General features: G+C 71.8%; 23 protein-coding genes. 17 read left to right on the top strand and 6 right to left on the bottom strand.

Translation table 11 applies throughout. The annotated features are described in order from the left end of the window. The first annotated feature begins 81 nt into the window (after window positions 1-81). Both AB5J87_RS26620 and AB5J87_RS26625 read left to right on the top strand, forming a co-directional pair. Entirely contained in the window at window positions 82-423 is a 342-nt protein-coding gene (locus AB5J87_RS26620) for a hypothetical protein (RefSeq protein ID WP_369379952.1), read from the top strand. 72 nt (window positions 424-495) lie between these two features. Further along, a complete protein-coding gene (locus tag AB5J87_RS26625; protein WP_369379954.1) occupies window positions 496-1,620 on the top strand; it encodes an amidohydrolase in 1,125 nt (374 codons plus the stop codon). On the opposite strand, the gene AB5J87_RS26630 is transcribed toward AB5J87_RS26625, so the two are convergent. From AB5J87_RS26630 to AB5J87_RS26640, 3 genes are all read right to left on the bottom strand, one after another. Further along, window positions 1,594-2,589, bottom strand: coding sequence for a heme A synthase (locus AB5J87_RS26630; protein WP_369379957.1), 996 nt, complete (start codon window positions 2,587-2,589; stop codon window positions 1,594-1,596). The genes AB5J87_RS26625 and AB5J87_RS26630 overlap by 27 nt on opposite strands. A gap of 78 nt (window positions 2,590-2,667) precedes the next feature. Next, window positions 2,668-3,441: an ABC transporter permease gene (locus AB5J87_RS26635; protein WP_369379959.1), complete on the bottom strand. Its 774-nt coding sequence runs from the start codon at window positions 3,439-3,441 to the stop codon at window positions 2,668-2,670. After that, window positions 3,438-4,364 carry an ABC transporter ATP-binding protein gene (locus AB5J87_RS26640; protein ID WP_369379960.1) on the bottom strand — a complete coding sequence of 309 codons (927 nt, stop codon included), beginning with the start codon at window positions 4,362-4,364 and terminating at the stop codon, window positions 3,438-3,440. The genes AB5J87_RS26635 and AB5J87_RS26640 overlap by 4 nt, the downstream gene beginning before the upstream one ends. Before the next feature lie 350 nt (window positions 4,365-4,714). On the opposite strand from AB5J87_RS26640, the gene AB5J87_RS26645 reads away from it, so the two are divergent. The 11 genes from AB5J87_RS26645 (at window position 4,715) to AB5J87_RS26695 (ending at window position 13,874) form a co-directional block, all read left to right on the top strand. Next, window positions 4,715-5,470: a helix-turn-helix transcriptional regulator gene (locus AB5J87_RS26645; RefSeq protein ID WP_369379961.1), complete on the top strand. Its 756-nt coding sequence runs from the start codon at window positions 4,715-4,717 to the stop codon at window positions 5,468-5,470. Then, window positions 5,467-6,888 (top strand): Fe-S cluster assembly protein SufB, encoded by a 1,422-nt coding sequence (sufB, locus tag AB5J87_RS26650; RefSeq protein WP_369379963.1) that lies wholly within the window; start codon window positions 5,467-5,469, stop codon window positions 6,886-6,888. Before AB5J87_RS26645 ends, sufB begins: the two co-directional genes overlap by 4 nt. A gap of 62 nt (window positions 6,889-6,950) precedes the next feature. Next, window positions 6,951-8,132: a Fe-S cluster assembly protein SufD gene (gene sufD, locus AB5J87_RS26655; protein WP_369379965.1), complete on the top strand. Its 1,182-nt coding sequence runs from the start codon at window positions 6,951-6,953 to the stop codon at window positions 8,130-8,132. Next, entirely contained in the window at window positions 8,132-8,452 is a 321-nt protein-coding gene (locus tag AB5J87_RS26660; RefSeq protein ID WP_369379966.1) for a non-heme iron oxygenase ferredoxin subunit, read from the top strand. The genes sufD and AB5J87_RS26660 overlap by 1 nt, the downstream gene beginning before the upstream one ends. Window positions 8,453-8,458: 6 nt before the next feature. Then, window positions 8,459-9,223 (top strand): Fe-S cluster assembly ATPase SufC, encoded by a 765-nt coding sequence (gene sufC / locus AB5J87_RS26665; RefSeq protein WP_369379968.1) that lies wholly within the window; start codon window positions 8,459-8,461, stop codon window positions 9,221-9,223. Beyond that, the gene (locus tag AB5J87_RS26670; protein ID WP_369379969.1) at window positions 9,220-10,476 is read left to right on the top strand and encodes a cysteine desulfurase; all 1,257 of its coding nucleotides are present in this window, start codon (window positions 9,220-9,222) and stop codon (window positions 10,474-10,476) included. The genes sufC and AB5J87_RS26670 overlap by 4 nt, the downstream gene beginning before the upstream one ends. A gap of 9 nt (window positions 10,477-10,485) precedes the next feature. Then, a complete protein-coding gene (sufU, locus tag AB5J87_RS26675; protein WP_369379971.1) occupies window positions 10,486-10,950 on the top strand; it encodes a Fe-S cluster assembly sulfur transfer protein SufU in 465 nt (154 codons plus the stop codon). Beyond that, window positions 10,947-11,285, top strand: a complete 339-nt coding sequence (locus AB5J87_RS26680; RefSeq protein ID WP_369379973.1) for a metal-sulfur cluster assembly factor — start codon at window positions 10,947-10,949, stop codon at window positions 11,283-11,285. The genes sufU and AB5J87_RS26680 overlap by 4 nt, the downstream gene beginning before the upstream one ends. Window positions 11,286-11,513: 228 nt before the next feature. Beyond that, on the top strand, window positions 11,514-12,836 hold the full coding sequence (locus AB5J87_RS26685; protein WP_369379974.1) for a DUF3616 domain-containing protein: 1,323 nt from the start codon (window positions 11,514-11,516) through the stop codon (window positions 12,834-12,836). A 99-nt stretch (window positions 12,837-12,935) separates the two neighbouring features. Then, window positions 12,936-13,472 carry a TetR/AcrR family transcriptional regulator gene (locus tag AB5J87_RS26690; protein ID WP_369379976.1) on the top strand — a complete coding sequence of 179 codons (537 nt, stop codon included), beginning with the start codon at window positions 12,936-12,938 and terminating at the stop codon, window positions 13,470-13,472. A gap of 78 nt (window positions 13,473-13,550) precedes the next feature. Next, complete coding sequence (locus AB5J87_RS26695) at window positions 13,551-13,874, top strand: multidrug efflux SMR transporter (RefSeq protein ID WP_369379977.1); 324 nt, start codon at window positions 13,551-13,553, stop codon at window positions 13,872-13,874. Window positions 13,875-13,901: 27 nt separating this feature from the next. On the opposite strand, the gene AB5J87_RS26700 is transcribed toward AB5J87_RS26695, so the two are convergent. Beyond that, window positions 13,902-14,786 carry a winged helix-turn-helix transcriptional regulator gene (locus AB5J87_RS26700; RefSeq protein ID WP_369379978.1) on the bottom strand — a complete coding sequence of 295 codons (885 nt, stop codon included), beginning with the start codon at window positions 14,784-14,786 and terminating at the stop codon, window positions 13,902-13,904. A gap of 125 nt (window positions 14,787-14,911) precedes the next feature. On the opposite strand from AB5J87_RS26700, the gene AB5J87_RS26705 reads away from it, so the two are divergent. Both AB5J87_RS26705 and dapD read left to right on the top strand, forming a co-directional pair. Beyond that, entirely contained in the window at window positions 14,912-16,144 is a 1,233-nt protein-coding gene (locus AB5J87_RS26705) for an MFS transporter (protein ID WP_369379980.1), read from the top strand. A 10-nt stretch (window positions 16,145-16,154) separates the two neighbouring features. Continuing rightward, complete coding sequence (gene dapD, locus AB5J87_RS26710; protein WP_369379982.1) at window positions 16,155-17,150, top strand: 2,3,4,5-tetrahydropyridine-2,6-dicarboxylate N-succinyltransferase; 996 nt, start codon at window positions 16,155-16,157, stop codon at window positions 17,148-17,150. A gap of 58 nt (window positions 17,151-17,208) precedes the next feature. Here dapD and dapA read toward each other — a convergent pair whose 3' ends face one another. Next, window positions 17,209-18,084, bottom strand: a complete 876-nt coding sequence (gene dapA / locus AB5J87_RS26715) for a 4-hydroxy-tetrahydrodipicolinate synthase (RefSeq protein WP_369379983.1) — start codon at window positions 18,082-18,084, stop codon at window positions 17,209-17,211. 156 nt (window positions 18,085-18,240) lie between these two features. Here dapA and AB5J87_RS26720 point away from each other — a divergent pair, with 156 nt between their 5' ends. Together AB5J87_RS26720 and AB5J87_RS26725 are read left to right on the top strand one after the other, a co-directional pair. Beyond that, entirely contained in the window at window positions 18,241-18,375 is a 135-nt protein-coding gene (locus AB5J87_RS26720) for a hypothetical protein (RefSeq protein WP_369379984.1), read from the top strand. After that, entirely contained in the window at window positions 18,372-19,034 is a 663-nt protein-coding gene (locus AB5J87_RS26725) for a hypothetical protein (RefSeq protein WP_369379986.1), read from the top strand. Before AB5J87_RS26720 ends, AB5J87_RS26725 begins: the two co-directional genes overlap by 4 nt. Window positions 19,035-19,111: 77 nt before the next feature. On the opposite strand, the gene AB5J87_RS26730 is transcribed toward AB5J87_RS26725, so the two are convergent. Next, a complete protein-coding gene (locus tag AB5J87_RS26730; RefSeq protein WP_369379988.1) occupies window positions 19,112-20,959 on the bottom strand; it encodes an endonuclease/exonuclease/phosphatase family protein in 1,848 nt (615 codons plus the stop codon). Window positions 20,960-21,055 lie beyond the last annotated feature (96 nt).

Genomic DNA, 21,055 nt, shown 5'->3' on the forward strand with positions numbered 1-21,055 from the left:
CTTCGTACGGGAGGGCCCAGTGGCGCAGGCCACTGGGCCCTCCCGTCGCATCCGGGGCTACCCGCGAGTAGCATCCTGGGCATGGCAGACACCCAGGTTGACGAGAAGCAGGCCGCCAAGGACGAGCGGCGGGCGGCGAAGCTCGCCCGCCAGATCGGCAACTTCGCCAAGGAGCACGGCGGCGCCGAGGGCCAGGTCGCGTACCTCGGTCAGCGGGGCGCCCGGATCGTCCTCGTCGGCTCCGACGGCGGCTGGGGCGACCTGGTGGCCCCCAGCCGGGAGATCGCGCTGAGCGCCGTCGAGAAGGCCGGGATCACCGTCCACGACGAGTTCGACGGCGAGTTCGCGCTGAAGGTGAAGACCGGCCCGTACGAGTGGACCCGGATGGCGGGAATCCAGCTCGGCGGTCCGAAGAACGGCTGAACGAACCGCAACACTCATCCGGGGCTCACCCGTTAGGCGGGATGGAAGAGCCGTCCAGCCAGGGAGCCCCGGATGATCGACGCTGTGCCCCAGCCGGAGCTGGTGGACCAGTACTGCCACGGCGTGCTCCGCACCGAACTGGGGCTCGGCACGTTCGAGACGCAGCTGGGCAGGACCGGCGCGCCGCCCGCGCCCGGCACCACGTTCTTCGACACCCAGACCGGCTTCGCCGTGCGCCGCTGGTGTCCGCCGCTGCTCGGCCTGGAGGCGCACTGCCCGCCGGCCCGCTATCTGGCCCGCCGCCGCGAGCTGGGCGTCCTGGAGACCGGCCGGCGGCTGCTGCGCGGCTCCGGCGTCCGCGCCTATCTGGTCGACACCGGACTGCCCGGCGACCTCACCGGACTGCCCGGCGACCTCACCGGACCGGGCGAGCTGGCCGCCGCCGGGGCCGCCGAGGCCCATGAGATCGTCCGCCTGGAGCTGCTGGCCGAACAGGTCGCCGACACCTCGGGGACCGTCGACGCCTTTCTGGCCAACCTCGCCGAGGCCGTGCACACCGCGGCCACCTCGGCCGTCGCCTTCCTCTCCGTCACCGCCGCGCGCGAGCCCCTCGACCCGGCCCCGCCGGGCCCCGGGGAGGTGCGCGGGGCGGCGGGGCGCTGGCTCACCCGGCGCCGCATCCAGGAGCCGCTGGAGGACCCGGTGCTGCTGCGGCACGTGCTGTGGAGCGCGGTGGCCTCGGGACGCCCGCTCCAGCTGCGCCTGGGCATGGCCGATCCGACCGGGCTCGCGGGCTTCGCCGCCGCCACCAACGGTCTCGGCACCGACCTGGTGCTGCTGCACGGCTATCCGTACCACCGCCAGGCCGCCCATCTGGCGAGCGTCTTCCCGCACGTGTACGCGGACGTGGGCCCGGCCCTGGTGCGCACCGGGGCGCGGGCCGCCGACGTACTGGCCGAGCTGCTGGAGCTGGCCCCGTTCGGGAAGCTGCTCTACTCCAGCGGCGCGCGCGGCCTGCCCGAGCTGCACGTGGTGGGCGCCCGGCTCTTCCACCACGCGCTCGGCCGGGTGCTGGGCGCGTGGGTGGCCGAGGGGGCGTGGGCGCGCACCGACGCGGACCGGGTCGCCGCGCTGATCGGCGCGGGCAACGCCCGGCGGGTGTACGGGCTGTCAGGCGCGGGTGAGGGCCGGGTCTGACTGGGCGGGCACGGTCACGGCGGTCTGCGGGCGCTCGCGGAGCGAGAGCAGGACGCGGACCACCGCGATCCACACCAGGCAGGAGCCGAACATGTGCAGGGCCACCAGGGCCTCGGGCGTCTTGGTGAAGTACTGGACGTAGCCGATGATCCCCTGGCCCATCAGCACCAGGAACAGGTCGCGGGCGCGGTCGCGCGGGCCCGCCGGGGCGTCGACCGCCTTCAGGACGAACCAGAGCGCGACCGTGAGGGCCACCACGACCCAGGCGAGGTCGGCGTGGAGCTGGCTGATCATCGTCCAGTTCAGCGGGATGCGCTCCACGTCGCTGGAGTCGCCCGCGTGTCGCCCCGAACCGGTGACGACCGTGCCGACCGCGACCAGCAGGCCCGCGGCGACCACCAGCAGCCAGGTCAGCTGGACCACGGCCTTGCCGACCAGCGGGCGCGGCGCGTCGTCGCCCTCGCGGGTGCGCTGCCAGGTCGTCATCGCGACCGTGAGGAGCGCGGTGGAGAGCAGGAAGTGCGCCGCGACCGTGTACGGGTTGAGGCCGACCAGGACGACGACGCCGCCCAGCACCGCGTTGCCCATCACGATCCAGAACTGGGCCCAGCCGAGCCGGGTGACCGAGCGCCGCCGGGGCTTGGCCGCGCGGGCCGCGACGATCGCCCAGCCGACGGCCGCGCACAGCACGTAGGTGAGCATCCGGTTGCCGAACTCGACGGCGCTGTGGAAGTTCATCTCGCCGGTCGGCGTCAGGCTCTGGTCGGTGCACTTGGGCCAGGTCGGGCAGCCGAGCCCGGAGCCGGTGAGCCGGACCGCGCCGCCGGTCACCACGATGACGACGGCCATGACGACGGCGCTGAGCGCCGCGCGCTGGACGGTCCGCGGGGACGGCGTCCACCGCTCGGCGATGAAGGCGAGCGGGTTGCGCACCGCCTGAGCCACATCGGCTCGGGTCACGTTCGGCATGGGCCCTATCGTAGGGGGCCGTTTGTGCACGTTTTCACGAGGGGGCCGGAACGAGCCGCCGGCCCCCGGCCGGACCGGCTACTCCCAGCGGAAGAACCGGGCCGCCGCACCGAGGCCCAGCACCGCCCAGACCGCCAGGATCCCCAGGTCGCCCCAGGGCATCGAGGCGCCGTGCTGGAGGACGTCGCGCAGCCCGTCGGAGAGGGCCGAGATCGGCAGCAGGCCGAGCGCGTCCCGCACGCCGTCCGGGAACTTGTCCATCGGCACGATGACCCCGCCGCCCACCAGCAGCAGCAGGAAGACCAGATTGGCGGCGGCGAGCGTCGCCTCGGCCTTGAGCGTGCCCGCCATCAGCAGCCCGAGCCCCGAGAACGCGGCGGTGCCGAGCACCAGGAGCAGCAGCACGGCAAGCGGGTTGCCGTGCGGCGACCAGCCGAGCGCGAGGGCGATCACGATCAGCAGGACGACCTGGAGCACCTCGGTGACCAGCACCGACAGCGTCTTGGCGGTCATCAGCGCCCAGCGCGGCAGCGGGGAGGCGCCGAGCCGCTTGAGCACGCCGTAGCGGCGCTCGAAGCCGGTGGCGATGGCCTGGCCGGTGAAGGCGGTGGACATCACGGCGAGCGCGAGGACGCCCGGTGTGAGGAAGTCCACGGACTTGCCCGCGCCGGTGTCGATGATGTCGACCCCGCTGAACAGCACCAGCAGCAGCGTCGGGATGACCACGGTGAGCAGCAGCTGCTCGCCGTTGCGCAGCAGCATCCGCGTCTCCAGCGCGGTCTGCGCGCTGATCATCCGGCCGACGGGCGCGGCCCCCGGCTTCGGCGTGTACGTACCAGCACCGGCGCTCATCGGCGCAGCTCCCTACCGGTCAGTTCCAGGAAGACGTCCTCAAGGGTGTGGCGCTCGACCGCGATGCCGTCGGGGAGCACGCCGTGCTGGGCGCACCAAGAGGTGACGGTGGCCAGCAGCTGGGGGTCCACGGTGCCGCTGATGCGGTACGCGCCCGCGGTGAGCTCGGCGGCGGCCGTGCCGTCGGGGAGCGCCTTGAGGAGCGAGGCGAGGTCGAGGCCGGGGCGGCCGGTGAAGCGCAGGGTGTTCTCGGCGCCGCCGCGGCAGAGCGTCTCGGGGGAGCCCTGGGCGACGACCTTGCCCGCGTCCACGATCGCCACGTCGTCCGAGAGCTCTTCGGCCTCGTCCATGAAGTGGGTGGTCAGGACGGTGGAGACGCCGTCGGCGCGCAGTTCGCGGACCAGGTCCCAGGTGGCGCGGCGGGCCTGCGGGTCGAGCCCGGCCGTCGGCTCGTCCAGGAAGACCAGTTCGGGGCGGCCGACCACGGCCATGGCGAGCGCCAGGCGCTGCTGCTGGCCGCCGGAGAGCCGCCGGTAGGTGGTGCGTCCGCACTCGCCGAGGCCCAGGCGCTCGATCAGCGCGGGCACGTCCAGCGGGTGGGCGTGCAGCTTGGCCATGTGGCGCAGCATCTCCTCGGCGCGGGCGCCGGAGTAGACGCCGCCCGACTGGAGCATCACGCCGATGCGCGGGCGCAGCCGCTCGGCCTCGGTGACGGGGTCCAGGCCGAGGACCCGGACGGTGCCCGCGTCGGGCCTGCGGTAGCCCTCGCAGACCTCGATGGTGGTGGTCTTGCCGGCACCGTTGGGGCCGAGGACGGCGGTGACGGTCCCGGCGGCGACCCGCAGGTCGAGGCCGTCCACGGCGGTCTTCGATCCGTACCGTTTGACCAGGCCGGTCACCTGGACGACGGACTCGCTCTTCATGACGAGCCAGTCTAGGCAGCGCGGGAAGGGCGCCGGACCGTGGGTCGGGGGTCGTACGGGGGCGTGGACGCGCGGGTGCGCGACCCTTGATTTCCGGCCGTCGAAGGGGCCGCGCGGCGGGTGTGCGGGGGCCGCCGGAAGCGATCCGCGGATGACGTGCGAAAACACCCCCCGTCCGGCCGTTACCCGAGGTCAAGCCGGTCGCGGGGGCTCAATTCGGGGGTGCCCCATTTGATCGATCAAAGATCGTTTCCGCAGGTCAGCTTAGGTATGCCTAAGTGATGCAGCGCACCGCTCGATGATCGCGACGTGGCTTGTCAGGCTCTGAGGAATTACGCAACAATGGTGTTGTGAAAAACGTCGGCGAGGCTCCGCAGGAGGAACTCGCGACCGGTGAGCGGTCCACCCGCAACCGGGTCGCGCGCTCCATCCTGGACCACGGTCCCTCCACCGTCGCGGACCTCGCGAAGCGGCTCGGCCTCACCCAGGCCGCCGTCCGCCGCCACCTCGACGCCCTGGTGGCCGACGAGGTCGTGGCCCCCCGCGAACAGCGGGTGTACGGGGCGCGGACCCGCGGCAGGCCCGCCAAGGTCTTCGCCCTCACGGACTGCGGGCGGGACGCCTTCGACCAGTCGTACGACAAGCTGGCCGTGGACGCGCTCCGCTGGATCGAGAAGTCCGCGGGCGGCGGCGCGGCCGGCGAGGAAGCCGTCGTCGCCTTCGCCCGGGCCCGTATCGAGTCCCAGGCGGAGAGCTACCGCGAAGCCGTGGCCGCGGCGCCGCCCGAGGAGCGGACCGAGGCCCTGGCCAGGGCCTTGACCGCCGACGGGTACGCTGCTACGGCGCGCAGCGCGCCCCTCCCCGGACGGGGCGAGCAGCTCTGCCAGCACCACTGCCCGGTCGCGCACGCCGCCGAGCAGTTCCCGCAGCTGTGCGAGGCGGAGACGGAGTTCTTCTCCCGCCTCCTCGGGACCCATGTGCAACGTCTGGCCACCATCGCCCACGGCGACGGGGTGTGCACGACGTTCATCCCGCACAGCGCACCACAGTCCCCGCAAGACACCGAATCAGCATCCACGAGCACGGCCGGGAGGAACCCCGCATGACTCTCCCCACGGAGACTGCCCACCCCGAACTTGAGGGCCTGGGCAACTACGAGTACGGCTGGGCCGACTCCGACGCGGCGGGCGCCGCAGCCAAGCGCGGGCTCTCCGAGGCAGTCGTCCGCGACATCTCGGCGAAGAAGAACGAGCCGGAGTGGATGCTGAAGCTGCGGCTCAAGGGCCTGCGGCTGTTCGGCAAGAAGCCCATGCCGAAGTGGGGCTCGGACCTCTCGGGCATCGACTTCGACAACATCAAGTACTTCGTGCGGTCCACCGAGAAGCAGGCGGAGTCCTGGGAGGACCTGCCCGAGGACATCAAGAACACGTACGACAAGCTCGGCATCCCCGAGGCGGAGAAGCAGCGCCTGGTGGCCGGTGTCGCGGCCCAGTACGAGTCCGAGGTCGTCTACCACCAGATCCGCGAGGACCTGGAGGCGCAGGGCGTCATCTTCCTCGACACCGACACCGCGCTGAAGGAGCACCCGGAGCTCTTCCAGGAGTACTTCGGCACCGTCATCCCGGTCGGCGACAACAAGTTCGCGTCGCTGAACACGGCCGTGTGGTCCGGCGGCTCGTTCATCTACGTGCCCAAGGGCGTCCACGTCGACATCCCGCTCCAGGCCTACTTCCGCATCAACACGGAGAACATGGGCCAGTTCGAGCGGACGCTGATCATCGTCGACGAGGACGCGTACGTCCACTACGTCGAGGGCTGCACCGCCCCGATCTACTCCTCGGACTCGCTGCACAGCGCCGTCGTCGAGATCATCGTCAAGAAGGGCGGCCGCTGCCGCTACACGACGATCCAGAACTGGTCGAACAACGTCTACAACCTGGTCACCAAGCGCGCCGTGGCGTACGAGGGCGCGACCATGGAGTGGATCGACGGCAACATCGGTTCCAAGGTCACCATGAAGTACCCGGCCGTCTACCTGATGGGCGAGCACGCCAAGGGCGAGACGCTCTCCATCGCCTTCGCGGGCGAGGGCCAGCACCAGGACGCCGGCTCCAAGATGGTCCACATGGCGCCGAACACCTCGTCCAACATCGTCTCCAAGTCGGTGGCGCGCGGTGGCGGCCGTACCTCGTACCGCGGTCTGGTCGAGATCGGCGAGGGCGCGGCCGGATCGAAGTCCAACGTGCTGTGCGACGCGCTGCTCGTCGACACGATCTCCCGCTCCGACACCTACCCGTACGTGGACGTCCGCGAGGACGACGTGTCCATGGGCCACGAGGCGACCGTCTCCAAGGTCTCCGAGGACCAGCTCTTCTACCTGATGAGCCGCGGTCTGACGGAGTTCGAGGCGATGGCGATGATCGTGCGCGGCTTCGTCGAGCCGATCGCCAAGGAGCTGCCCATGGAGTACGCCCTGGAGCTCAACCGGCTGATCGAGCTGCAGATGGAGGGCTCGGTCGGCTGACGACCGCTCCCCGTCCGGCAGTTGAGCAGATTCTGATTCAGGAAGAGAGCACTACGACAGCCATGGCTGAGGCTCAGAACATCCCGGCCGGTTCCACCACGGCCGGCTCGATCGCGGTGGCCGCCGAGTCGACCGTCGCCACGCGCATGAGCGCGCCCCCGTCCTTCGACGTCGCGGACTTCCCGGTCCCGCACGGCCGTGAGGAGGAGTGGCGGTTCACGCCGATGGCGCGGCTGCGCGGGCTGCACGACGGCACCGCGGTCGCCACCGGCGACGGCGTGCGGGTCGAGGTGACCGCCCCCGAGGGCGTCACCGTCGAGACCGTCGGCCGTGACGACGAGCGGCTCGGCCGGGCCGGCAAGCCGGTCGACCGCGTCGCCGCCCAGGCGTACTCGTCGTTCGAGAAGGCGTCGGTCGTCACCGTCGCCAAGGAGGCCGTCCTCAGCGAGCCGATCCGCATCGCCGTGCACGGCGAGGGCGGCACCGTCTTCGCGCACCAGGTCATCGAGCTCGGCGCGTTCGCCGAGGCCGTCGTGGTCATCGACCACACCGGCGACGCGGTCCTCGCGGCCAACGTCGACTACGTCCTGGGCGACGGCGCCAAGCTGACCGTCGTCTCCGTGCAGGACTGGGACGACAAGGCCGTCCACGTCGCCCAGCACAACGCGCTGGTCGGCCGGGACGCCTCCTTCAAGTCCGTCGTGGTCACCTTCGGCGGCGACCTGGTCCGCCTCCACCCGCGCGTCTCCTACGCGGGCACCGGCGGCGAGGCCGAGCTCTACGGCCTGTACTTCACCGACAAGGGCCAGCACCAGGAGCACCGCCTCCTGGTCGACCACAACACGCCGCACTGCAAGTCCAACGCCGTGTACAAGGGCGCCCTCCAGGGCGACGACGCGCACGCCGTGTGGATCGGCGACGTCCTCATCCAGGCCGCGGCCGAGGGCACCGACACGTACGAGATGAACCGCAACCTCGTGCTCACCGACGGCGCCCGCGTCGACTCCGTGCCGAACCTGGAGATCGAGACCGGTGAGATCGCCGGCGCCGGTCACGCCTCGGCCACCGGCCGGTTCGACGACGAGCAGCTCTTCTACCTGATGGCGCGCGGCATCCCGGCCGCCGAGGCCCGCCGCCTCGTCGTGCGCGGCTTCTTCGCCGAGCTCGTCCAGCAGGTCGGCGTCGCCGACGTCGAGGAGCGCCTGCTCGCCAAGATCGAGGCGGAGCTGGAGGCGTCCGTCTGATGTCCGCCTTCGTCCGCGCCTGCGCACTGAGCGAGCTGGAGGAGGACACCCCGGTGCGGGTGGAACTCGACGGCACGCCGGTGTCGGTCGTCCGCACCGCGGGCGAGGTGTTCGCGATCCACGACATCTGCTCGCACGCGAACGTCTCGCTGTCGGAGGGCGAGGTGGAGGACTGCCAGATCGAGTGCTGGCTGCACGGCTCCACGTTCGACCTCCGCACCGGCAAGCCGTCCGGCCTGCCGGCCACGCGACCCGTGCCCGTATACCCCGTAAAGATCGAAGGGGACGATGTTCTCGTCTCCGTGTCCCAGGAGAACTAAGTCCCCATGGCAACGCTTGAAATCCGCGACCTGCACGTCTCCGTGGAAGCCGAGAACGGCCCCCGGGCGATCCTCAAGGGCGTCGACCTGACCGTGAAGCAGGGCGAGACCCACGCCATCATGGGTCCCAACGGCTCCGGCAAGTCCACCCTCGCGTACTCGCTCGCGGGTCACCCCAAGTACACGATCACCGGCGGCACGGTCACCCTGGACGGCGAGGACGTCCTGGAGATGTCCGTCGACGAGCGCGCCCGCGCCGGCGTCTTCCTCGCCATGCAGTACCCGGTCGAGGTCCCCGGCGTCTCGGTCTCCAACTTCCTGCGCACCTCGGCCACGGCCGTGCGCGGCGAGGCCCCCAAGCTGCGCACCTGGGTGAAGGAGGTCAAGTCCGCGATGGAGCAGCTCCAGATGGACCCGGCCTTCGCCGAGCGCAACGTCAACGAGGGCTTCTCCGGCGGTGAGAAGAAGCGCCACGAGATCCTGCAGCTGGAGCTCCTCAAGCCGAAGATCGCGATCCTGGACGAGACCGACTCGGGTCTGGACGTCGACGCGCTGCGGATCGTCTCCGAGGGCGTCAACCGCGTCCGCGAGACCGGTGAGGTCGGCACCCTGCTGATCACGCACTACACCCGCATCCTGCGTTACATCAAGCCCGACTTCGTGCACGTGTTCGCGAACGGCCGCATCGCCGAGTCCGGCGGCGCCGAGCTCGCCGACAAGCTGGAGAACGAGGGCTACGAGGCTTACACGAAGGGCGGCGCTTCCGAGTGACGATTCTGCCGGGCCTCCTCGACACAGAGGCGATCCGCAAGGACTTCCCCTTGCTGGACCGTGTGGTCCACGACGGGAAGAAGATCGTGTACCTCGACAGCGCGGCGACTTCGCAGAAGCCGCGCCAGGTGCTCGACGCCCTGAACGAGTACTACGAGCGGCACAACGCCAACGTCCACCGGGGTGTGTACACGGTGGCCGAGGAGGCCACGGCGCTGTACGAAGGGGCGCGCGACAAGGTCGCCGCGTTCATCAACGCGCCCAGCCGCGACGAGGTGATCTTCACCAAGAACGCCTCGGAGTCGCTCAACCTGGTCGCCAACATGCTGGGCTGGGCCGACGAGCCCTACCGGGTGGACCACGAGACCGAGATAGTCATCACGGAGATGGAGCACCACTCCAACATCGTGCCCTGGCAGCTGCTCTCGCAGCGCACCGGCGCGAAGCTGAAGTGGTTCGGCCTCACCGACGACGGCCGTCTCGACCTCTCCAACATCGACGAGATCATCACGGAGAAGACGAAGATCGTCTCCTTCACGCTGGTCTCGAACCTGATGGGCACGGTCAACCCGGTCGAGGCGATCGTCCGCCGCGCGCAGGAGGTCGGCGCGCTGGTGTGCGTCGACGCCTCGCAGGCCGCGCCGCACATGCCGCTGGACGTGCAGGCCCTCCAGGCCGACTTCGTGGCCTTCACCGGCCACAAGATGTGCGGCCCGACGGGCATCGGCGTGCTGTGGGGCCGCCAGGAGCTGCTGGAGGACCTGCCGCCGTTCCTGGGCGGCGGCGAGATGATCGAGACGGTCTCGATGCACTCGTCGACGTACGCGCCGGCGCCGCACAAGTTCGAGGCGGGCACGCCCCCGATCGCGCAGGCCGTGGGCCTGGGCGCGGCCGTGGACTACCTCGCGGCCATCGGCATGGACAAGATCGCCGCGCATGAGCACGCGATCACCGAGTACGCGGTCAAGCGGCTGCTCGAAGTCCCCGACCTGCGGATCATCGGCCCCAGCACGGCCGAGGACCGGGGCGCGGCGATCTCCTTCACACTGGGCGACATCCACCCGCACGACGTGGGCCAGGTCCTCGACGAGCAGGGCATCGCGGTGCGGGTGGGCCACCACTGCGCCCGTCCGGTCTGCCTGCGCTACGGAATTCCCGCGACCACGCGAGCGTCTTTCTACCTGTACTCCACGCCCGCCGAGGTCGACGCCCTGGTGGACGGCCTGGAGCACGTACGCAACTTCTTCGGCTAGGGGTAGGACGTGAAGCTGGATTCGATGTACCAGGACGTCATCCTGGACCACTACAAGCACCCGCACGGGCGGGGCTTGCGGGACGGTGACGCCGAGGTGCACCACGTGAACCCGACGTGCGGGGACGAGATCACCCTGCGCGTGAAGTACGAGGGTTCGCGGATCTCGGACATCTCGTACGAGGGCCAGGGCTGCTCCATCAGCCAGGCCAGCGCCTCGGTCCTCAACGACCTGCTGGTCGGCAAGGACCTGGACGACGCGCGCCGGATCCAGGACGCCTTCCTGGAGCTGATGCAGTCGAAGGGCCAGCTGGAGCCGGACGACGCGATGGAGGAGGTGCTGGAGGACGCGGTGGCGTTCGCCGGCGTCTCCAAGTACCCGGCGCGCGTCAAGTGCGCCCTGCTGAGCTGGATGGCCTGGAAGGACGCGACGGCCCAGGCACTGGGTGCCGGAGCCGAGAGGAAGAGCGCATGAGCGAGAACGCGGAGGCCACGTTGAAGCCGGCCTCGGAGGAAGAAGTACGAGAGGCGCTGTACGACGTCGTCGACCCCGAGCTGGGCATCGACGTCGTCAACCTGGGCCTGATCTACGGCATCCACATCGACGACTCCAACGTCGCCACCCTGGACATGACCCTGACGTCGGCGGCCTGCCCGCTGACCGATGTGATCGAGGACCAGGCGAAGTCCGCGACCGAGGGCATCGTCAACGAACTCAAGATCAATTGGGTCTGGATGCCGCCGTGGGGCCCGGACAAGATCACGGACGACGGCCGCGAGCAGCTGCGCGCGCTGGGGTTCAACGTCTGATCCCACCCGCCCCACCCGTACGCCGGACGGCCCTCATGCGCTGCGACGCATGAGGGCCGTCCGGCGTTGTTCGCCTTCCGTACGTATCCCGTACGGCCGGAATTGGCGCACGCACACGACTCTTCTCGTCGACATCACGCCGACGAGAGGCCCCCAGTGCTGTATGACGTTTCCCGTGCCAAGCGCGTTGCCCTCGCGGCCGTGAGCGGGGCTCTTACGCTGTCCGCCATGGGTCTGAACGCCCCCGCGCACGCGGCCGGTTACGGCACCCCGACCCTCTCGCTCTCGGCCGGGTACCTCTCGGGTGCCGTGGGGGCGAGTGGGGACCCCGTGGTGACCGTGACCGTGGGGCAGAGCGGGGCCGACGCGTCCGCGCTCACCCTCGCCGCCTCCGCCAGCACCAAGGCGTCGGTCGCCGCGCCCGGCGACGTGAGCGTCACCGGGAGCGGGGCCACCCGGCAGGTCGCGGTGGCCGCGCGCGGGCGCGGCTACACCGACCTCACCCTCAAGCTGACGGGCCTCGGCGGCAAGAGCGTCACCAAGACGCTGCACTACGCCGCCTCCGCCGCCGTCCAGGACGGCCCGGACACCCGCTATCTGACCGGCTCCAGCGACGCCTCCGCCGCCGTCGACGTGGGCGGCGGGTACGCCGTGGTCGCCGACGACGAGTCCAACACGCTGCGGCTCTACGACCGTGCGAAGTCCGGTGCGCCCGTGAGGACCTGGGACTTCAGCTCCCAGCTCGGGGTCTCCAAGGAGATCGACATCGAGGGCGCGGCCCGGGTCGGCGACACCGTGTACTGGACCGGCTCGCTCGGCAACAACAAGGACGGCGAGTACAAGGCCGACCGCAACACCGTCTTCACCACCACCGTGACCGGATCCGGGGCGAACACCCAGCTCACCCTCGGCCGCTCCTACAAGAAGCTCCGCGACGACCTGGTCGCCTGGGACCGCGCCAACGGCGACCGGTACGGCTTCGCCGCCGGGACCGCCACGGGCCAGGTGCCCAAGCAGATCGACGGGTTCAACGTGGAGGGGCTGGAGTTCGCGCCCGGCTCGGCCACCACCGCGTACATCGGCTTCCGCGCTCCGCTGGTGCCCCCGGTGAACGGCGGCAGGGCGCTGATCGTGCCCGTCACCAACTTCGACAAGGTGCTGGGCAGCGGCGCCAAGGCCGTCTTCGGGACGCCCGTCGAGCTGGACCTGGGCGGGCTGAGCATCCGGGACATCCGCAAGAACGCGGCCGACCAGTACCTGATCGTCGCCGGCTCGTGGGCGGCCGACGACAACTCCGACCCGTACGCGCTCTACTCCTGGGACGGCGTCGCCGCGCACGCCCCGGTCAAGCTGCGCTCCCTGCCCACCAGCGACCCGGGCGGCTGGGAGGCCGTGGTGGACGTGCCGGACCTGACGGTGCCGGGCGCCCGCGCCCAGCTGATCACCGACGACGGGTCGGCCGATCTGTACGGGGACGGCACCGAGGCCAAGGACCTCACGCACCCCGAGTGGAAGAAGTCCCGCGCCACCTGGTTCACCGTCACCGGCTGACCGGCTGACCGGCTGACCGCCGCCGCCCCGCCCCGGCCGCCCGGACCCGCCGTCCGGGTACGGTCGGGGCATGGCCTGCGACCAGGGAACGTGCGACTGATGGCCCGCCGGTACGACCCCGAACGGCGGCGCCGCATCATCGACGCGGCGATCCGGGTGGTCGGCGAGCGCGGCATCGCCGGGCTCAGCCACCGCAGCGCCGCCGCCGAGGCCGATGTGCCGCTGGGCTCCACCACGTACCACTTCGCCACCCTCGACGAGCTGCTGGTCGCCGCGTTGCGCCAGGCCAACGAGGGGTTCGCCGCCGTGCTCCGCGACCGCGGGGCGCTGGCGGCGCCGGGCGTGGACGTGGCCGCCGAACTGGCCCGGCTGATGGGCGAGTGGATCGCGGGGGACCGGGCGCGGGCGGAGCTGGAGTACGAGCTGTATCTGGCGGCGCTGCGGCGCCCCGCGCTGCGGCCGGTGGCGGCCGAGTGGACCGAGGGCGTGGCCGAGCTGCTGGCCCCCCACACGGACCCGGTGACGGCGCGCGGCCTGGTGGCCCTGATGGACGGGATCTGCCTCCAGGCGCTGCTCACCGGCGGCGACTACGACGAGGAGTACGCGCGCGTGCTGCTCTCCCGGCTGCTGCCCTGATGGCACACCCGGCCGTCCACCCCACCGTTCACCCAGTCGTTGTGTACGGGTGTACGCATCGCTGTGTACGCTCGGCGCATGCCCTATGTCCTGCTTTCCTGCGCCATCGCATCGGAGATCGCCGCGACCTCCGCGATGAAGTACAGCGAAGGCTTCACCAGGCTCTGGCCCTCGCTGGTCACCGTCTGCGGATACCTCCTCGCCTTCTATCTGCTCTCGCTCACCCTGAAGTCGATGTCGGTGGGCACCGCGTACGCGATCTGGTCCGGCGCGGGCACGGCCGTCATCGCCGTGATCGGCATGGTCTTCCTGGGCGAGACGATGACGGCCGCCAAGCTCGCCGGGATCGCGCTGGTCATCGGCGGGGTGGCGCTGCTCAACCTCGGCGGCGCGGCGCACTGAGTCCGCCGCGCGCCGCCCCCGCCCGGCTCACGCCCCGGCGGCCCCCCGCACCACCGCCAGTGCCGCCCGCACGCTCTCCTCGACATCGGTGATCGGGTACAGCGCCTCCACCACCGTGCGGTCCCGGTCGACCACCAGCGTCAGCCGCTTGAGCCGGCTCACCCCGGCCGTGCGGAACGTCGGCAGCCGCAGCGCCGCCGTCAGCGTCAGCTCCGCGTCCGACAGGAGCGGGAAGCGCAGCCGCTCCTTGTCCGCGAACGCCCGCTGCTCGTCCGGGCGCTGGGTGGACACCCCGTGCACGGTCGCGCCCGCCGCCGTGAACTCCGCCAGCTGGTCGCGGTAGGTGCACGACTCCAGCGTGCACCCGGGCGCCCCCGGGATCCCGGCCCAGCCGGGCGGGTACGACTCCTTGCGGGCGTAGGCGCCCGGGAAGAGGTACAGGACCGTGTGCGGGGTGTCCGGCGACACCGGGTCGCGCGGCTCCCCGTCGAAGTCGGTCAGCAGGAGCGCCGGCACCTTCGTGCCCACCAGCTCCCGTACCCGCTCGGTCTCCCCGGACGTCTCGGTCGCCGTGGCCATCGTCTCTCCTTCTCCCAGCACCCAGGTGTCTCCCCAGTCCTGGAGTGCGATCAGTACGGGCAGCAGGGCACGGCCGCGGGGGGTGAGCCGGTACTCGTACCGCACGGGGCGGTCCTGGTACGGCTCCCGCGTGAGGACCTCGGTCTCCACGAGCAGCTTCAGCCGTTCGGCGAGCACCTTGCGGGACATGCCGAGCTCCCGCTGGAGCGCGTCGAACCGGTGCACCCCGCGTGCGGCGTCGCGCACGATCAGCAGGGTCCACCAGTCGCCGACGACGTCGAGGGCCTGGGCGATGGCGCAGTGCTCGTCATGGAGGCGAGTGCGTTGGGGCATGCCGCCATCCTTCCGTACGGTCCGGCCGTACGCCGTTGACCTGCGGCCCCCATGCTGACATAGTCCGTTCCCATAAGGAACTCACTCCGGGTTCCGGCTCGTACGACACCAGGGGGGACGTCGTCGTGAAGACCTTGCGCGCGGTGCCCAGAACCGTCCGGATGCTCTGCTTCGGCATCTTCTTCAACGCGGTCGTGAGCTTCACGTTCGTCTACCTCTTCGTCTATCTGACCGGCCCGCGCGGACTGGGCGTCGCCCAGGCCGGGCTGATCGGCGGGATCGGCGGAATCGGCCTGGTCGCCGGGAACTTCACCGGCGGCTGGTTCGGCGACCGCTACGGCCACCGCCGCGCCCTGCTCGCCGGAGCCCTGGTCAGCGGCAGCCTGCTGGCCGTCCTCGCGCTGCTGCCCACCCCGGTCCTGATCGCCGCGCTCCCGCTGGCCCAGTACGCCTCCGGAGTCGTCCGGGCCGCCAACTCGGCGCTGGTCGCCGTCGGCGTCCCCGAGGGCAGCCGCCGCCAGGGCTTCGCCGTGATGCGGTTCGCCTCCAACGCGGGCTTCACCGTCGGACCGCCGCTGGGCGCGCTCGTCGCCGCCCACTGGTCCTACGACTGGCTCTTCGCCGCCGACGGCATCGGCACCCTGCTCTTCGCCGCCTACGCGGCCCGGGTGCTGCCCGCCCGCGCCGCCGCCCCCGCCCGGCCGGGCCACGAACGGGCCGAGCGCGGCCTGTGGCAGGAGCTGCGGATGCGGCCCGCCGTGCTCGTCCTGCTCGCCGCGATCGTCTGCGTCGACCTCGTCTACCGCCAGCAGTACTCCACCCTGCCCGTCTTCCTCGCCGACCACGGCATGGACGCCCATGTCTACGGCTGGCTGATCGCCGTCAACGGCGGTGTGATCCTCTGCCTCGAACTGCCCGCCGTGCACGCCCTGCGCGGCCGGGCCCCGCTCCCGGTGATCGGCTGCGGGCTGCTCCTGGTCGGCCTCGGCTACGCGCTGCTCATCCCGGGCGCCTCGCTCGGCTGGGCCCTCGCGCTGATGGTGTCGCTCACCCTCGGCGAGATCCTCTACAAGACCACCGCCACCGCCTACGTCGCCGACCAGGCGCCCGCCCACGCCCAGGGCCGCTTCCAGAGCCTGTACGCCGGTGCCTCCATCAGCGGGCAGGTGCTGGCCCCGCCGCTCGGCGGCGCCCTCTACACCGCCGCGCCCGCCCTGCTGTGGCCGCTGTGCGCCGTCCTGGCGGGCCTCGCCGGGCTCGCGGTGCTGCGGGCGGGGGGTTCGCGGGCGCCGCTGACCGGGGCCGACGCGCGCTCGTCACTTGAGACCGGTTCGCCCCGGCGGGCCGCCGCCGGTTAGGTTCTGTGCCATGACCGACACGACTGCTACTGCTTCTCGCTCCACCGGCGCCGTCGCCGCCGGCCTCGCCACCCTCGCCGGCGACGGCACCGTTCTCGACACCTGGTTCCCCGCCCCCGAGCTGGCCGCCGAAGCCGGCCCGGCCGGCACCGAGCGCCTCACCGCCGACCAGGCCACCGCCCTCCTCGGCAAGGGCGCCGCCGCCGCGCTCGGCGTCGACGAGCGCCGGGGCGTCGAGGTCGTCGCCGTCCGTACGGTCATCGCCTCGCTCGACGACAAGCCGCTGGACGCGCACGACGCCTACCTGCGGCTGCACCTGCTCTCGCACCGCCTGGTCAAGCCGCACGGCCAGAACCTCGACGGCCTCTTCGGCCTGCTCGCCAACGTCGCCTGGACCTCGCTGGGCCCGGTCGCCGTCGACGAGCTGGAGACGGTGCGGCTGAACGCCCGCGCCGCCGGACTCCACCTCCAGGTGACGTCCGTCGACAAGTTCCCGCGCATGACCGACTACGTGGCCCCCAAGGGCGTCCGCATCGCCGACGCCGACCGGGTGCGCCTCGGCGCCCACCTGGCCGAGGGCACCACCGTCATGCACGAGGGCTTCGTGAACTTCAACGCGGGCACGCTCGGCACGTCCATGGTCGAGGGCCGCATCTCCGCCGGTGTCGTCGTCGGCGACGGCTCCGACATCGGCGGCGGCGCCTCCACCATGGGCACCCTGTCGGGCGGCGGCAACGTCCGCATCGTCATCGGCGAGCGCTGCCTGGTCGGCGCGGAGGCGGGCGTGGGCATCGCGCTGGGCGACGAGTGCGTGGTCGAGGCCGGGCTCTACGTCACCGCGGGCACCCGTGTGACGATGCCCGACGGCCAGATCGTCAAGGCCCGTGAGCTCTCCGGCGCCTCGAACATCCTGTTCCGCCGGAACTCGGTCACCGGCGCCGTCGAGGCCCGGCCCAACAACGCGGTGTGGGGCGGGCTCAACGAGGTCCTGCACGCGCACAACTGAGGCGCCGCGAGGGCGCGTCCGGCCACGCACACCGCGCGGCCGGACGCGCGCCGCGCTCCTACGGCGCGGCCATCAGAGCGGCGTGCGCCCTGCGCAGCGCCCCGGCCTGTTCCGCGGTGGCGGGCCGCAGGGGCTCCCGCACCGGGCCGCCCAGCAGCGCCTTCGCGGTCACCGCGCCCGGCAGGCCCGCCGCCATCATCAGCTCCGCCAGCGCGAGCGTGCGGTGGTTGAGACGGGCCGCCTCCGCCGGGTCGCCCTTGTCGTGGGCGTCGAGCGGGGCCCGCAGCTGCCCCGGCGCCACGTTCGCCACCGTGCTGACGTATCCCGCGCCCCCCACCGCGTACAGCGGCAGGTTCAGCTCCTCGCAGCCCGAGTAGTACGCCAGCGAGGTGCGGCCGATCACCTTGGTGGAGCCCAGCAGGTCGTACGCGCAGTCCTTGACCGCCACGATCCGCTCGTGCTCCGCCAGCCGCAGCAGCGACTCCGTGCCGATCCGCACCCCGGTCCGGCCCGGGATGTCGTACAGCATCACCGGCAGCGCCGTGGCGTCCGCGACCGTACGGAAGTGGGCCTCCACCGCGTCCTGCGGCGGGCGGCTGTAGTACGGCGTGACCACCAACAGGCCGTCCGCGCCCGCCCGTTCGGCCGCGCGGGCCAGCTCCACGGTGTGCCGGGTGTCGGCGCTGCCCACCCCTGCCACGACGGGCACGTCCGCGCCGACCGCCTCGCGCGCCGCCCGCACCAGCGCGGTCTTCTCCGCGTCGGAGGTGGTCGGGGCCTCACCGGTGGTGCCGTTGAGGACCAGGCCGTCGCAGCCCTCGGCCACCAGGTGCGCGGCGAGCCGCCGGGCGGCGTCGAGGTCGAGGCCGCCGTCGGCGGCGAAGGGCGTGACCATGGCGCACAGTGCGCGCCCGAAAGGGCGGGAAGTACTCATTCCCGAAGTCTCGGGCCGACGGGCGTGAAGGTCTACTGAGAGTTTCTCCCGGATATTCATCAGCATCGCTGAACTGTGGGCGGACCGCGCGCTCTTGGCGACCGGCGGCCCTTGCGTCACCATGAGAAGCCGGTGTGCCCCCTCCAGGAGGTCGACATGAAGCTCGGCAAGGCTCTCGCCACTGGTGTCGCGGAAGAACGGCCCGAGGAGGCCGAGGCCGTACGGGCCGAGGCGCCCGTGCCCGAAGAGGTTCCGGCCGAGGTCCCGGCCGAGGTGACGGCGGCCCGATGAGGCTGCGGCTCCCCGAGGAACGCCCGACGGAGCCGCCCATCGGCTACAAGATCGCCCGCGCGGCGCTCTCCCAGGACGGCTCCCGGGCCGGGTTCCTCGGCGTCTCGCTCGGCGCCGCCCTGCCCTACGGGGTGCTCGACGACGCGGGCTGCGCCTACGGCCGGCGCCACCGCCCGCCCTCGCGCCGGTGCGACTGCGGCTTCCACTGCCTGCACCGGCGCGCCGAGGCGGCGGCGCTGACCTGCGTGGGCGAGCACCGGGGCGCGCTGCTGCTCGAAGTCGCGGTGCTGGGCCGCTACATCAGGTTCGAACGCGGCATGCGGTACGCCCGCCAGCGGGTGCGCACCGCCACCGTCGGCCCCTGCCGCTGCGGACGCCCGGCCACCGGGCTCGCCGACGCGGGCTGGGGGCGGCCCGGCTGGCGGGTCGTGGAGCCGGTGTGCGCGGTGTGCGCGGGGCAGCGGGCCACCGTGTCGTTCGCCGACTTCGCCGGGCGCGCGGGCGCCGGGCTGAAGCTGTGCGCGGGGCCCGCCGAGGAGACGGGCGCCGCCGCGCCCGGCCGGACCGTGCCGGAGCTGGCCGCCGAGGCGGCGCTGCTCCAGGCCCGGCTCGACTGGTTCCAGAGCGAGTTGGCGCGCCTCGGCGACAAGGAGGCGTGAGCGGGTCCGCCCCGACAGCGCGAGGGGCGGGGTGACGGGCGCCGCCTTCCGCCGCCGTCACCCCGCCCCGGCCGTCGCTACGGGCGGAAGCGGATGACCTGCGGGTCGTGGTCGCTGGTCTGGTCCGCGAACTCCGCGTTGATGTGCACGCTGTCGTAGTCGAAGTCCCGGATCGCCGGGCTGTGCAGGATCTGGTCGAGCACCTGGGTGTTGCCCTGGTACACGTAGGAGTAACGCTCCTTCTTCGGCAGCGCGCGGAACGCCGAGCGCAGCGCGCCGCCGTCCTCCAGCGCCTTGGTGGTGCCCGAGAAGTCGAAGTCGTTGATGTCGCCGAGGGCCAGGACCCGGGCGTGCTTGTCGACCGCGAGGAGCTGCTTCACGAACCCGTTGACGGCCTGCGCCTGGAGCAGCCGCTTGGCCTCCGAGGAGCGCGGGACCGGCTGGTGCTGCGAGACCAGGCCCTCGTCGCCGCCCTTGGAGGAGAAGTGGTTGGCGATCACGAAGACCGTCTTGCCCTTGAAGACGAACTCGCCCGCGAGCGGCTTGCGGCTGTCCGCCCACGCCGGGTTCGCCGGGTCGATCCGGCCGGGGGAGAGGGTGAGGGCCGGGCGGCCCTTGGTGCCGGTGACGCCGACGGCGGTCTTGTAGTCGCCGCCGGGGCGGTCGGTGAAGGAGACCCGCGCCGGGTTGAAGAGGAAGCCCTGGCGGATGTTGCCGCCAGGCTCGCCGCCGTCCTTCAGGTTCTCCGGGTCGATCGAGCGCCACTGGTAGGCGGGGCCGCCCTTGGCGAGGATCGCGTCCGTGAACTTCTTGACCGTGACGGAGGCGTCGACCGTGCCGTCGTTCTTGGCGCCGTTGTTGTCCTGGATCTCCTCCAGGGCCACGATGTCGGGCGAGGCGAGGTGGGTGACGATGCCGTCGGCCAGCGCGTCGAACTTGGACTGCGGGTCGGTCGGGTCCAGGTTCTCCACGTTGTAGGTTGCGACCGCGAGCTCACCGGTGCGCTGCTTGCGGGTGCTCTCCCGCTTGAGGCCGTTGTCCTTGACCGTGCCGAGCGTACGGGCGGTGATCGTGTACCCGCCGAACTGGTTGAAGTCCAGCGGCCCCTCGGTGGTGCCGGTGAGCGTGTCGCCGACGTTCGCGGTGGGGAACGGCTGCTGGGCGGTCGGCACCAGGCTCTGGACCTGGAGGCGGCCGGTGTTCTGGTCGTCGTAGGACGAGTAGAGCGTGCCGCCCCGCTTGGTGCGGTTCTCGTGCGGCTTCACGGTGACCCACAGCTCGCTGTACGGGTCGGTGGCGCCGACGATCCGCGAGGTGCCGATGCGGACGTTCATGCCCTCCAGGGACTCGTAGTAGTCCAGGGCGTACTTCTTCGGCTTCAGGGTCAGGTTGTTGACGCTGTTGCCGGCGGCCGGGTCGCCCGCCGGGGTGTAGCGGTCGGGCACCGAGCGGGCCGTGATCACGACCGGGGCGGGCAGCGCGTTGCCCGAGGAGACGACCGTCACGGCCGGCTTCGATATCTGGGTCAGCGACTGGTTGCCGGAGGAGAGGCCGCCCGGGACGTACTCGGTGACCGTGCCCGAGACCGTCACCGCGTCACCGACGGCCACCTTCGGCGCCGAACTGGTGAAGACGAAGATGCCCTCGCTGGTCGCCGGGTCGGCGTCCGGCGTCGTGTCCTGGAACCAGAAGCCCTTCGACGAGCCGTACGTCCGCACGCCGGTGACGACGCCGGGCACGTCCGCCACCTGCTGGCCGGCCAGCGGCGAGGTGCGGGTCGTGCCCTGGATGTCGTGGATGCGGACCGCGGTGGCGGTGGCGGTGGCGGCCGGGTCGGCGGCGGCGGACGAACCGGCGGCCAGCAGACCGGCGCCCAGCGCGGCGGCGACGACGGCGGAGACGGCGGCGGATCTCGGAACGGGCATCAACAAACTCCGGGGGGTGAGGGTCAGGTGCACGTGCGGGTGCGGTGCTGCTCAGGTGTGCAGCAAGTTCTACGCGCGTCAATCTCTTGGCTGAGC

The organism is Streptomyces sp. cg36, assembly GCF_041080675.1.
GTDB lineage: Bacteria > Actinomycetota > Actinomycetes > Streptomycetales > Streptomycetaceae > Streptomyces.